Origin of the sequence: Streptomyces sp. NPDC057939, assembly GCF_042887545.1 — a bacterium.
In the GTDB taxonomy this organism is placed as follows: domain Bacteria; phylum Actinomycetota; class Actinomycetes; order Streptomycetales; family Streptomycetaceae; genus Streptomyces.
In genome coordinates this window covers 132957-145697 of sequence record NZ_JBHVPG010000001.1, presented here as the reverse complement: position 1 = coordinate 145697, position 12741 = coordinate 132957, and the positions used below count along the sequence as shown (strand labels likewise).

The 12741-nt window shown below is 71.3% G+C and carries 8 protein-coding genes and 1 tRNA gene; 6 read left to right on the top strand and 3 right to left on the bottom strand.

Annotated features, from left to right (window positions below; all coding sequences use genetic code 11):
• The first annotated feature begins 335 nt into the window (after positions 1-335).
• Together ACFVS6_RS00645 and ACFVS6_RS00640 are read left to right on the top strand one after the other, a co-directional pair.
• A complete protein-coding gene (locus ACFVS6_RS00645) occupies positions 336-1178 on the top strand; it encodes a class I SAM-dependent methyltransferase (RefSeq protein ID WP_389699768.1) in 843 nt (280 codons plus the stop codon).
• 21 nt (positions 1179-1199) lie between these two features.
• Positions 1200-2402: a cytochrome P450 gene (locus tag ACFVS6_RS00640; RefSeq protein ID WP_389699767.1), complete on the top strand. Its 1203-nt coding sequence runs from the start codon at positions 1200-1202 to the stop codon at positions 2400-2402.
• 245 nt (positions 2403-2647) lie between these two features.
• On the opposite strand, the gene alaS is transcribed toward ACFVS6_RS00640, so the two are convergent.
• Complete coding sequence (alaS, locus tag ACFVS6_RS00635) at positions 2648-5275, bottom strand: alanine--tRNA ligase (protein ID WP_389699766.1); 2628 nt, start codon at positions 5273-5275, stop codon at positions 2648-2650.
• Positions 5276-5852: 577 nt separating this feature from the next.
• On the opposite strand from alaS, the gene ACFVS6_RS00630 reads away from it, so the two are divergent.
• Positions 5853-8033 carry an LD-carboxypeptidase gene (locus tag ACFVS6_RS00630; protein WP_389699765.1) on the top strand — a complete coding sequence of 727 codons (2181 nt, stop codon included), beginning with the start codon at positions 5853-5855 and terminating at the stop codon, positions 8031-8033.
• An 80-nt stretch (positions 8034-8113) separates the two neighbouring features.
• Here the strand turns inward: ACFVS6_RS00630 and ACFVS6_RS00625 are convergent.
• Positions 8114-8187: transfer RNA gene (locus ACFVS6_RS00625), tRNA-Gly, on the bottom strand.
• A 477-nt stretch (positions 8188-8664) separates the two neighbouring features.
• Here ACFVS6_RS00625 and dcd point away from each other — a divergent pair.
• On the top strand, positions 8665-9252 hold the full coding sequence (gene dcd / locus ACFVS6_RS00620; protein ID WP_351824564.1) for a dCTP deaminase: 588 nt from the start codon (positions 8665-8667) through the stop codon (positions 9250-9252).
• Entirely contained in the window at positions 9249-9749 is a 501-nt protein-coding gene (locus ACFVS6_RS00615; protein ID WP_281208127.1) for a phosphoribosyltransferase, read from the top strand. Before dcd ends, ACFVS6_RS00615 begins: the two co-directional genes overlap by 4 nt.
• A 123-nt stretch (positions 9750-9872) precedes the next feature.
• Here the strand turns inward: ACFVS6_RS00615 and ACFVS6_RS00610 are convergent, their stop codons facing one another.
• Positions 9873-10793 carry a Yip1 family protein gene (locus tag ACFVS6_RS00610; protein ID WP_389699764.1) on the bottom strand — a complete coding sequence of 307 codons (921 nt, stop codon included), beginning with the start codon at positions 10791-10793 and terminating at the stop codon, positions 9873-9875.
• Between the two features lie 233 nt (positions 10794-11026).
• Between ACFVS6_RS00610 and ACFVS6_RS00605 the strand changes: the two genes are divergently transcribed.
• Positions 11027-12013 carry a hypothetical protein gene (locus ACFVS6_RS00605; RefSeq protein ID WP_389699763.1) on the top strand — a complete coding sequence of 329 codons (987 nt, stop codon included), beginning with the start codon at positions 11027-11029 and terminating at the stop codon, positions 12011-12013.
• Positions 12014-12741: the final 728 nt, after the last annotated feature.

The window sequence follows — 12741 nt, the reverse complement described above, 5'->3', positions numbered from 1 at the left end:
CGGTCCGCGGCCTATGTGCTGATGGGGAGGAAGAATCGCGAACGCATGTCACGAATGGTCCCGGAAATCGGGATGGGATGATTCCCCCGCCCCACCAATATGACTTCACGGGACACCGGTCACCAAGGACTGCGGCTGGCAGCTACGTTCGTGGCAGCTTGGTGCCCGCCGGTGGTCGCCATTGATCGTTGATGGGCGAAGGTGTCCGGGGCTACAGTCCCGTCATCATCCCTCGGCAAGGCCTTCTTCGGCCGGTTCGCCGAATTCCCGTGTGCCCTTGTGCTCCATGCCGGAGCACGAATGTGTCGCACCGCGTTCACAGGAGATTCCACTTCATGACCGAGACCCTGCTCGCCGACGTCCAGGATTACTTTTCCGTGAAGGCCGACGCCTACGACGACGTCGATCTGCAGCCGTACTGGATGCTGTCCGACCGGCTGTTGGCCGCCGCGCTGAAGGACGAGGTCCTGTCGAAGCTGCCCGAGGGCTTCCGCTTCCTGGACGCCGGCTGCGGCACCGGCCGTTGGACCACGTTCTTCGCCGAGCAGGCCCCGGCCAGCCGCGGTACGTCCTTCGACCTGACCGCCGAGATGCTGGCCGTCGCCGAGGAGAAGGCCGAACGTCGTGGCTTCGCCGACCGCGTCTCGTTCGTCCGCGGTGATCTGGCCGACGTCTCCGAGACCCTCGCCGGCCAGACCTTCGACCTGGCGTTCAACTTCCACAACGTGCTCGGTTTCGTCGCCGACCCCGAGAAGGTCATCGCGGACATCGCGGGCCTGCTCAACCCGGGTGGCCTGCTCGTCTCGTTCCTGCCGAGCGTCTGGCACACCGCGTTCTTCAACATCAGCGTCGGCAACCTGGACGAGGCCGAGAAGGCCCTCGCCGGCCGCGGCCGCTTCACCACGTCGATGCCGGACATGCACCTGTTCGACATCGAGCGCATCGAGCGGATGCACGCGGCCGCCGGACTGGAACTGGACGTGGTCTCCGGCTTCCCGAACGTGATCTATCCGGGCTACCAGGAGACCCAGCTGCACGGCTCCACCGAGAAGCTCGTCGGCATCCTGGCCGGCGAGAACGCCGACCGGATCTTCGAGATGGAGAACGCGCTGCGCAAGACGCCGGGCATCGCCCCGCGCAGCAACAACCTCTTCGTCGTCAGCCGTCGCCCGGCCTGAGCACCCGGTATCGAGCCGAACATGCAAGCGACCATGCAGGTGGACCTGCTGTCCGAGGACTTCGCCCTCGACCCCCACCCCCACTACCGGCGCCTGCGCGAGGAGGCGCCGGTGTGGTGGGACGCGCGGACGGAGTGCTGGTACGTGACCAGCTACCGCGAAGTGAACACCCTGCTGCGGGACTCCCGGCTCTCGGCCCGGATCGGGTCGGGCTTCTTCGGGGAGCTCGACCCGTCCGTCCGGGCGGGAGTCCAGGACGTGGTGGCCTTCTTCGATTCGTGGCCGATGTTCACGGATCCCCCCGCCCACACGCGGGTGCGGGCCGCGGCGGGTCCCGGGTACCGGCCCGGCAGCGTCAGCCCCCTGCGCGACTGGGTCGCCGCGCAGGCGCGGGGGCTGCTGGCCGACTGCGATCCGTACGACGCCGACCTGCTGGGGCGGTTCGTCCATCCCCTCGCCGTGTCGGTGACGTGCCGGTTGCTGGGCATCGACGAGGAACACCGCGAGTCGGTCCTCTCCTGGTCCCGCGACATCATCGAGTTCATCGGTGTCCCGCAGTGCGAGCCGGACCGGGCGCCGCGTTCGCGTGCGGCGATCCGCGAGCTCCAGGACTACCTGCGCACGGTGATCCTGCCCATGGCCCGTGCCGGGCAGGGTCCCCCGCAGATCCGCGCCTTCCTCGACCTCGGGCCGGAACAGGGTGCGGCGCTGTACGCGCAGCTCCTCACCGGCGGCATCGAACCGGTCGCGGCGAGCCTCGGCTCCGCGCTGGTCGGCCTGCTCGACGGGTCCGAGAACGTACTCGACGCCCTGCACGTCGGGCGCGTCGACGCCGCGCAGGTCGCCGAGGAGGCGTTGCGCCACGACGCCCCGTTCCACTTCGTGCCGCGCAGCGCCACCGGACCGATCGAGGTGGCGGGGGAGACCATCCGCGCCGGCGACCGGGTGGCGCTCGTGGTGGCCGCCGCCAACCGGGACCCCGCCGTGTTCGCGGCGGCGGACCGCTTCCGGATCCTGCCGGAGGGGGACCGGGACCGGCCGCACCTGTCCTTCGGGGCCGGGCACCACTTCTGCCTGGGCGCGGGCATCGCCAGGGTGACGCTGACCGAGGCCATCGCGGCGTTCGCCGAGTGGACCGAGGGGCGTCCGGCGGGGCGGCTGACCGCGGACCGGTCGGCCGCGTTCTGCCGCACGGTGTGGGAACGGGTGGCCGTCGGGTTCTGACCCGGCCCCGCCCCCGATCGGGGCGGCCCGTTCGTCGCGAGGGTCCCGGTGGTCCGCCGTCTTCATCGGCGAACCACCGGGGCCCTCGCTTCGCGCGTTCCGGAAGCCGTCGGCTCCACCCGGTCGGCCCCAGGGCGGCGAAGGGCCTCCCACCCGTGTCACGGGTGGGAGGCCCTTCCTCGCAGCGGCGCCGGCCGGCCCACCTCGTACGACCGGCCCGCCGACCGGCCGTACGAGGGTGACCGTCAGACCGAGGCGCCCTCCAGCACCGAGCCCGCGGCGGCGGCCACCTCGGCGAGGGGAGCGGTGATGCCACCGCCCTGTGCGAACCGGGCACTGCCGCCGCCGCGGCCACCGGTGACCGCCAGCACCCGCTCCAACAGGTCCTTGGCGGTGCCCCGCGCGCTCAGCGCGGCGGGCACGCCCACACCGATGCGGGACGAGCCCGTCCCGTCAGGTACGAGGAACAGCACCACGGCGCCCAGTTCGTCGCCTAGCCGGGCGGCCTCGTCCGCCAGTTGCTTGGGGTCCAGGGGCGGATCGACGACCACGACGTGGCGCAGCCCGGACACCGACTCCCGGACCTCCCCGGCCAGCGACTCGGCGCTGATCCGGGCCTGCCGGGCCGGCTTCTGCTCCTTGGCGGTCAGCGCCTCGATCCGGGCGGGCAACTGCTCCGCGGAGACCCGCAGCCGGCCGGAGACCTGCTTGAGGGTCCGGTCGCGGTCCAGGGTGTAGGCCAGCGCGCCCTCGCCGGTGACCGCCTCGATGCGGCGGACGCCTGCGCCGACGCTGCCCTCGCCGACGATCCGGAAGAGGCCGATCTCGGCAGTGGTCGACACGTGCGTGCCGCCGCAGAGTTCGCTGCTGACGCCGGCGAAGGACACGACGCGCACGTCGTCCCCGTACTTGTCGCCGAAGAACGCGATCGCCCCGTCGCGCACCGCCTCCTGGTACGGCTTCACCTGTACGTTCCGGCCCGCGTTGGCCAGTACCCGGGCGTTGACCAGGCGCTCGACGCGGTCCGTCTCGTCCTCGGTGAGGGCCTGGGGGTGCTCGAAGTCGAACCGCAGCCGGTCGGGGGCGACCAGCGACCCGGCCTGGCGCACCTGTTCGCCGAGCACTTCGCGCAGCACCGCGTGCAGCAGGTGGGTCGCGGAGTGGTTGCGCATCGTGGCCCGTCGGCGGTCCGCGTCCACGGACACGCGCAGGGTGTCCCCGGTCCGCAGCACGCCGTTGTCGACCCGGACGAAGTGCACGTGGTGCCCGTCGATCCGGCGGGTGTCCGTCACCTCGGCCGTCAGGTCGGTGCCGGTGATCCGGCCGGTGTCCCCGACCTGGCCGCCCCCTTCCGGGTAGCAGGGCGAGCGGTCGAGGACCACGAGGCCCTCCTCGCCCGTGGCGAGGCTGTCGGCGGGCCCGTCCGGGCCCGAGACGGACAGGACCCGCGCCGAGGCCTCCAGTTCCTCGTAGCCGAGGAACTCCGTGCCGGCGGCGCCGATGGCGGCGACGACCTCGGGTGCGAGGGTCCGCGCGGCGGGCTTCGCGGCGCCGGGCTCGGCCTTGCCCGTGCCTCCCCGGGACAGCTCGCGGTGCTCCGAGAACAGCTCCGTGAAGCGCGCGTCGTCCACGGAGCCGCCCTGCTCCGTCGCGAAGTCACGGATGAGGTCGACCGGCATGCCATGGGTGGCGTACAGGTTGAAGGCCTCCTCACCGGAGATCCGGAACCCGGGCCCCGTGGCCAGCCCGGACAGCTGGTCGAGGCCGCGCCGGACGACCCGGCCGAAGTCCCGCTGCTCCCGGGCGAGGAGTTCCAGCGTGCGGTCGCGGTTGGTGCCCAGCCGGGGGTAGGCGCCCTTCAGGCGGTCGATCACGACGTCGGCCAGCTCGGGTACGTCGATGTCCTGGAAGCCGCTGCGGGTCGCCACGGCGATCGTCTTGCGCAGCAGCCGCCGCGGGATGTAGCCGCGCCCCTCGTTGGAGGGGGCGACGCCCTCGCTCAGCATGAAGGTCGAGGAGCGGATGTGGTCGGAGATGATCCGGACGTCCCGTTCGGAGGCCGCCGCTCCGCCCAGGCCCTCGCGCACCGCCCGGACGACCGGTGCGAGCAGGTCCGTCTCGTACGCCGAGTCGTGGCCCTGGAGCACCATGGCCATGCGCTCCAGACCGGAGCCGGTGTCGACGCTGGGGAACCGGAGGCGCTCGAAGCGGCCGTCCGGTCGCTTGTCGAACTCCATGAAGACGCCGGCGTTCCAGATCTCGATGTACCGGCTCGTGGTGTCGAACTCCCCTCCGGGCCGGTACGTCTCGCCGTGCTCGCTGCCGGTGTCGTAGAACACCTCGGTGCACGGGCCGCAGGGGCCGGTGTCGCCGGTGGACCAGAAGTTGTCCTCGCCGAGGTACACGATGTGGTCGCGGGCCATCCCGACTCGTTCCCAGGCGGCGGCCGAGACGTCGTCCGGGGGCAGCCCGAGCTCCGCGTTGCCCCGGTAGACGGTGACGTACAGCTTGTCCTTGGGGAACCCGAACCGTTCGGTGAGCAGCTCGAAGGCGAGCTCGACGGCGCGTTCCTTGAAGTAGTTGTCGATCGACCAGCTGCCGAGCATTTCGAAGAAGGTCAGGTGGTGGCGGTCGCCCACATCGGTGATGTCATTCGTGCGCACGCACGGCTGGACGTTGCAGAGGTCCGCTGCGGGCGGAATGGCCTCGCCGAGGAAATAGCGCTTCAGCGGAGCCATTCCCGCATTGACGAAGAGGAGCGAGGGATCGTTCACGGGAACGATCGACGCGGAATCGATCCTCGTGTGGTTCTTCTTCACGAAGAACTCCAGGAACGTGTCCCGTATCTCGTCGCTGGTGAATGTTCGGATCATGTGGTCTGCCTGATTCCTGGGGAATGATGCGTACAGGTGGTGGGGCAGGCACGGGACCCGGCCGGGGATCGGCGGCGGGAGGGTCCGAGGAGGATTCGGAGGAATGCGCCGGTGCCCGCGCGGCGCGTGCACCGCACGGGGTGCGCGAACTCCATGAATTGCGCGGCTCGATTGCGTGGAGCGCAGTCCGCGCACCCGCGCGTTCCGGGTGCGCGCGAAGTCCGCCACCCGTCCGCCCGCTCGTGCCGTCCGGCTTCCGTCGGTCCGTCCCACGGTGTGGAGTCCCCCGCCACCGTGGCACCCGACTGCCGTGCCCGCTCGCCACATGATGGCACAACGCGCTGGTTGAAATGGGTAGTTGTTCCCATTTTGCCGCAGCTCGTGGGGTGGTGCGCGACGGGCACCAAGCTGCCAGGCGGGTACGTGCCACAGCGGAGCGCTGTCCGCCGCCCGGCCCGCCGGCGATGCTGGACCGGCCGGGGGATCGAACGATCCCGGCCCGCGACCCGAGTCCCCGGGCGGGGCCCCGGCGCCAAGCGCTCTCTTCAGGGTGGATCACCGACCAAGGAAGACGAACATGATCGACGTCGCCCCCCATCCGATGCGAACCGCGCCGCGGGAACGTGAGCCGGCGATCCGTCAACACATGTTCGCGACGGCTTCGTCGGTCGGCGCGAGCCCGGTGAGCCAGGCCGTGGTGACGGCGTTCCTGGACACCCTGACGGCCCGCGGCTACGAACTGACGCCCGCTGCCCGACTCACCGAGGCGGACTCGTCGGTGACCTTCGTCAACGCGACCATCACGCCGCACAAGGCGGCCCTGGCCCGCGGGGGCCGCATCGGCTCCCTCTGCCACTACCAGCCCTGCTTCCGGGCGCACGGCGAACACCCCTGGCTGTTCGCCTTCGGCATGGTCGGCCTGCTCGCGGACATCGAGGAAGCCGCCGACCTCGACCGGATCGCCGACGACACCCACGAGGCGACCCTGGCCGCGCTCGGCCACCCCCCGGCCGACCGGCTCCACGTCCTCGTCGACAGCCGCGACACCGACCTCCAGGAATCCGTGGGCAGGGCGGCCGCGCGCCACGGCGGAACCCTGCACGTCCTCCCGGACTCGACCGTCAGCACCCGTTGGACGTACGGGGACGACAGCCCGCTCACCGGTCGCGGCATCACCTACTACTACCGGCGACCGGACGTGGGCTGCGAACCCGAGTGCCGGCCTGACTGCCGCTGCCCGCGCTGGCAGCCCCTGTCGAACCTCATAGTCGTCCACAACGGCGAACGGGAGTACGCCGAGGTCGGCCTCGGCGTCGAGGTCACGGCCGCGATCCCGCACGGCCCCAACGCCTTCGCCCTCCCCGAGATCGCCGACCGGGTCACCATCGCCGTCCGGGCGGGCCTGTCACCGGAGGCCGCCGCCGACGCGGTGAACCTGTTCCGCGCCGTCACCATGCTCGTCGAGGACGGCGCCCGCCTCGCCGGCAAGGGCCCCGGCTCGGTGGTCCGCAAGTTCGTCCTGCGGACCCTCGACCTGCTCGACAGCGCGCTCGGCGTCGACGGCGGGGAGCAACTCCTACGCCGCTTCGGAGCCACCAGGCAACTGCTCGACGTCCTGCGCGCTGAACGGCAGCGTCGGGAGCGGGCCCTCGCCGACAACCTGCGCGCGGCCCTCACCCTGCTGGACCGCCACCCGCACACCACCGACGCCGAACTCCGTTCCACCTACGGCGTGTCCGAGGGACAGGCCCGCAGACTGCGAGCGACTCGCCTGCGCCCGCCGCGGCTGAAGGTCGGCGACACGCTCACGGTGATCTCCCCGTCATGGCGGGGCGCGGAGGTCTTCCCGGAGCGCGCCGCACGCGGCATGGCCGAGCTCGCGGCCCGCACCGGCCTCGACGTCGTGACCGCCCCCGGCCGACCCGGCGTCTTCCCGGAGACCCGCGCGGCCCGCGCCGAGGAGTTCAACCGGGCCGTACGGGATCCCTCCACCCAGGGCATCCTGTGGATGATCGGCGGCCTGACCGCCGCCGAACTCCTGCCCCTGATCGACTACGAGGCGTTCGGCGCGCACCCCAAGGTCATGTGCGGCTACTCGGACGCGACGGTGCTGCACCACGCCCTGTACGCACGAACCGGCGCCACCACCTTCTACGGACCGGCCCTGCTGTCACAGTTCGCGGAGAACGGCGGCGTCCCGGAGCTCACCCTCCGCTCCTTCACCGACCTGACCATGCGCGGCTGGACGGGCCGCTTCCCCTCGGAAGCCGAGGTGATCGAGGAGTTCCTCGACTGGTCCGACGACAGCCGCCCGCGCGAAGCCGTGCCGGCCCGCCCCCGCAAGGCCCTGCGCCCGGGCCTCGCCCAGGGCCCCCTGCTCACCGGATGCGTTCCCAGCGCCCTGCAACTGCTCGGTACGCCCTGGCTGCCGGACTACCGGGGCCACGTCCTCGCCTTCGAGTTCACCGACGACAACGGCTACGGCCCGGGACAGGCGGCCCGGGACCTGTGGCAGCTGCGCCACGCGGGCCTCCTCGACGGGGTGAACGGGCTCGTACTGGGCCGCCCGCGCCAGTGGACGGACGAGCAGCGCGCCCAACTGGAGCGCATCGTGCTCGACGTGTGCCACGGCACGTCCTTCCCGATAGCCACCGAGTTCGAGTTCGGCCACACCGACCCCGTTTTGACCCTCCCCACGGGCGTACCGGTCGAACTCCACGACACCACCCTCACCCTGCTGGAACCCCCGGTCCGCTGACCCGACTCCACGAGCCCGGAACGGCACGGGAAAGGCAGGGCAACACAAAAGCCCCAGGTCGCTGACCTGGGGCTTTGCTATGGAGCGGATGACGGGAATCGAACCCGCGCTATAAGCTTGGGAAGCTCATGTTCTACCATTAAACTACATCCGCAATATGGACCAGTTGCCTGGATCCGTACCGTTGCACACTGTACCTCATGATCGACCCGCGGTGAATTCGCCCGCGTGGGCGGTGTCGCGTCGCCGGGGACATCGGGGCGCGTGCGTGCGGGAGTTGGGGCGTAGCCTAGGGCGCGGTGCGGCGGCGGGAGTGGCGGCTGGAGCGCGTCCCGAACATCCCCTAATGTGGCGATTCATCGCAGTACGGCTCGTTGGGGAAAGGGACTCGATGGAGCACACCGTCGTCCGTTGTGCCGAAGGGCACGTTTTCAGTACCGCCTCGTTCCCGCTTCAGCACCTCGGTGCCGGGCGGATCGGGCCCGGACGGCTGCTGAGGTGCCCGCGGTGCGCGCGGCTGAGGCATGCCGTGCCCGTGGGCGGCGCCAAGCGCTAGCCGGGGAGTCCGGGCGGGGCGCGCGGGTCGGCTCTCGATTGGGGGTGGCCCGGGCGCTCTGCGTATCCTCGGGACGTGCTTCTCTCCGACAAAGACATCCGGGCCGAGATCGACAGCGGACGGGTTCGCATTGACCCCTTCGACGAGTCGATGGTGCAGCCCTCCAGCATCGATGTGCGTCTCGACCGGTTCTTCCGGGTCTTCGAGAACCACCGTTACGCCCACATCGACCCCGCCGTCGAGCAGCCCGACCTGACCCGCATGGTCGAGCCGGAGGGGGACGAGGCGTTCATCCTCCACCCGGGCGAGTTCGTGCTCGCGTCGACGTACGAGGTCATCTCGCTGCCCGATGACATCGCCTCCCGGTTGGAGGGCAAGTCCAGCCTCGGCCGGCTGGGTCTGGTGACGCATTCGACCGCCGGGTTCATCGACCCCGGGTTCTCGGGTCACGTCACCCTCGAACTGTCGAACCTCGCCACCCTGCCGATCAAGCTGTGGCCGGGCATGAAGATCGGGCAGCTCTGCCTGTTCCGTCTCAGCTCGCCGGCGGAGTTCCCGTACGGCAGCGAGCGGTACGGGTCCCGGTACCAGGGGCAGCGCGGGCCGACCGCCTCGCGCTCCTTCCAGAACTTCCACCGCACCCAGGTGAGGCACGAGGCATGACTGACGGAGTACGCGAGAACCTCGACTACGAGGGCTTCGGACGCGCCGTGCGCGAGCTCGCGCAGACCATCGCCGACGACGGCTACGAGCCCGACATCATCCTGAGCATCGCCCGCGGCGGGGTCTTCGTCGCGGGTGGGCTGGCGTACGCGCTCGACTGCAAGAACATCCACCTGGTGAACGTGGAGTTCTACACCGGCGTCGGCACCACGCTGGAGATGCCGGTCATGCTGGCGCCGGTGCCCGAGGCGATCGACTTCACGAACAAGAAGGTCCTGATCGCCGACGACGTCGCCGACACCGGCAAGACGCTCAAGCTGGTCCACGACTTCTGCCTCGGTCACGTCGCCGAGGTCCGGTCGGCCGTGATCTACGAGAAGTCCCACTCCCTCGTGAAGTGCGAGTACGTGTGGAAGAAGACCGACGAGTGGATCAACTTCCCCTGGTCGGTCGAACCGCCCGTCGTCAAGCGCGAGGGCCAGGTCCTCGACGCCTGAGGCGGGCGAGCCGGACGTACGGAGGGGCTCGCCGCGCGGTCTGCGCGGCGGGCCCCTCCTGTGCGTACGGGTCCGCGGGTCGGGCCGGGTCCGGAGCCCGGCCGGAGCCCGATCAGAACCCGGTCAGAGCGTGCCCAGCTTGATGATCGACAGCAGGGCGACCAGCTGGATGGCGGATGCGCCGAGCGCCTTCGGCCACGGCAGGTCGTGCGACTTGCTGATCAGCGACGTGAAGAGCGCGCCGGCCGCGAGCCAGGTGACCCACCCCAGCACCTGGACGAACATGTTGTCGCCGCCCAGGAACACCGCGACCAGCAGGCGCGGGGCGTCCGTGATCGTCATGACCAGCATCGACAGTCCGACCGTCGGCTGCCAGGCCCCGTCGCCGCCCAGCTGGCGCGCCAGCGTGTGGGTGACCGCGCCCAGGATGAGGCCGCAGATGACGAACGCCAGCCCCGTGGTGAGGACGATCGGGATCGCCTGGGCGAGGGTCGCCTTGATGGCGTCCTCGCGGGCCTTGTCGAAGCCGAAGACGGCCAGCATGCCGTAGAGGAACGTGACGACCAGCGCCGGACCCCAGACCGAGTGGTCGCGCATCTGGTGGAAGGTCGGCCCCGGCCGCATCACGATGCCGCGCAGGAGCTCCTTCCAGTGCAACCGGGGCCCCACGGGCCCTGCCGCCGCCGCACCCGCCTGGTAGGTCGGGCCCTGGTTGTACGGGTCCTCGCCGAACACGAAGGCCTGGGTGTGTCCCGGGTTGTTCGCGTACGAGGGCTCGTGCGGCGCCGCGTACGGGGCCTGCGGCTGCTGCTGCTGGCCGTACGGGTCGAAGTACTCGGGCTCGCCGTGATGCCCCCCGGCGGCTCCCTGCTGGGGCCACTGCTGTTGCGGGGGTGGACCGGCGGGAGGGTAGGGCTGCTGACCGTACGGTGCCTGCGGCGCTTGGCGCTGCTGCTGACCGTACGGCTGCTGCCGCGGGGGTTGCGGAGGTTGTTGCGGGGTGCGGTTGTTGTCCCGGCCGCGTCCGATCCTGAATCCAGCCACGTGATCGAAAGTACCTGCTCGGCGGGCCGTCGGTGGCCCGGCCGCCGGAACACGCGGCCTTTGCGGCTGAGCTGTGACATCCCCTAGGGGATGCCCGGGTGGGTGTTTTACTCGGCTGCGCGCCAGTCTGCGGGGGTTCGTTACGTTCTCGACGGAATGCCTACGTATCGGGCCCGTAGCTTCGTCGGTGTCGTCGCCACGGAGTCACGAACGAGCAGGAAAGAGCCCGCACCATGCGCAGCACCCGCCGCAGCACCCTTCGTACCGCCGCCGTCCTCACGGGAGCCGCCGCCGTGCTGGCGCTTCCCGTCGGATCCGCCTTCGCGGACTCCCCGACGGCTCCGCAGCCCGAGGTGCTGCCCGGGATCGAGCAGCCGGCCGTGGACCCGTCGGTGGTTCCGACCGTCCCGACGACGACGCCGACGACCCCGCCCGTCGCGAAGCCGACCGCGCCCCCGGTCAAGGCGCGCGGCTACGTCACCACGGTGCGGCTGGCCGACGGTTCCGTCGCGAAGGTCTACCAGGTCGGCGACCACCGCTTCGAGGCCGACATATTCGCCGGTGACCGCAAGGTGGGCACCCTGGCCTGCTCCGACGGCCGGTCGACGAACGGCACGCACAACGGCCTCCACGTCACCCTGCACGGGAACGGGACGGTGACGTCGTGGGTCGAGGGCGGCAAGCCCGTCGAGAAGCCGGTCGCGAAGCCGAAGCCGGACGTCAAGAAGGAGACCCGGGTCCGCGTCACCCTGCCCGACGGGCGGATCGCGAAGCTCGTCGACGGGCGCCACGGCAAGCGCGTCGAGCTCTCCATGCCGGACGGGCTCCCGCCGGTCACGATCGACCTGAAGCACCCGAACGCGCTCCAGGACGGCTGGATGTACAAGCTGGTCCAGGACGGCGGACGGTTCAAGTTCGTCGCCATCGACGGCAGGAGCGGCGGCGACAGCTGGGTCTACGACTTCGGCACCGGCAAGCTGATCGAGACGTACACGGTGGAGAAGGCGAAGCCGGCCCCCGCCCCGGCCCCGGCCCTGCCGGTGAAGCCCGCCGGGACGACGCAGCCCGAGCGGATCGTGCCCAAGGGCGGCGTGCGGGCGGGCGCGGAGGGCGTCGCGCACAAGGGCGACACCCCGGCGCTGGTGGCCGCCGGCGGCGGCATGGCCGCGATGGGCGCGGCCGGCCTGGGCTTCGCGATGCTGCGCCGCGGCCGCGGCTGACCCGCCCGTCCCGTCAACGGGAACGGCCGGCCCCCGATGGGGACCGGCCGTTCCTGCGTACCGCGCCCGCGCTGCCGCGCAGCGGGTGGGGTGGGGCTACTTGCCGCCCTTGGCCCCGGCCTCGTCCTTGGCGTCGTCGCCCTCGGCGTCGTCCACCTTTGCCTCGGCCCCGGAGCTCTCGGCGTCGTCGGCCTTGGCTTCGACCTCGGAGCCCTTGGCCTCGTCGGCCTCGGCCGGCTTGGCTTCCGCCGCGTCGTCCTTGGCCTCGGCCGCAGCGACCGGCCCGGCCTCCGCCTCGGCGGCGGCGGGCTCGTCCTCGACCTTTGCCTCGGCGTCCTCGGCCTTCACCTCGGCCGTGGCCCCGGTCTCGGCGGTCGGCGCGTCGTCAGCCTTCGCCTCAGCTTCGACCTCGTCCTTGGCCTCGTCCTTGACCTCCGCCTCGGCGAGGGAGTCGGCCTTCGCCTCGTCCTCGGCCCCCGCCTGGGCGGCGGGAGCCTCCTCGGCGGTCGCGGTCGGGGAGTCGGCCTTCGCCTCGTCCTCTGCCTTCACCTGGGCGGCGGGAGCCTCCTCGGCCGACTCCGTCTCCGCCCCGGCGGCAGCCGTCGCCGCAGCCGCAGCCTCGGCCTCCGCCGCAGCCTTCGCCTCCGCAGCAGCCTTCGCCTCGGCAGCAGCCTTCGCCTTCGCCGCAGCCTCCGCCTCGGCCTTCTCAGCGGCGGCGGCAGCGGCAG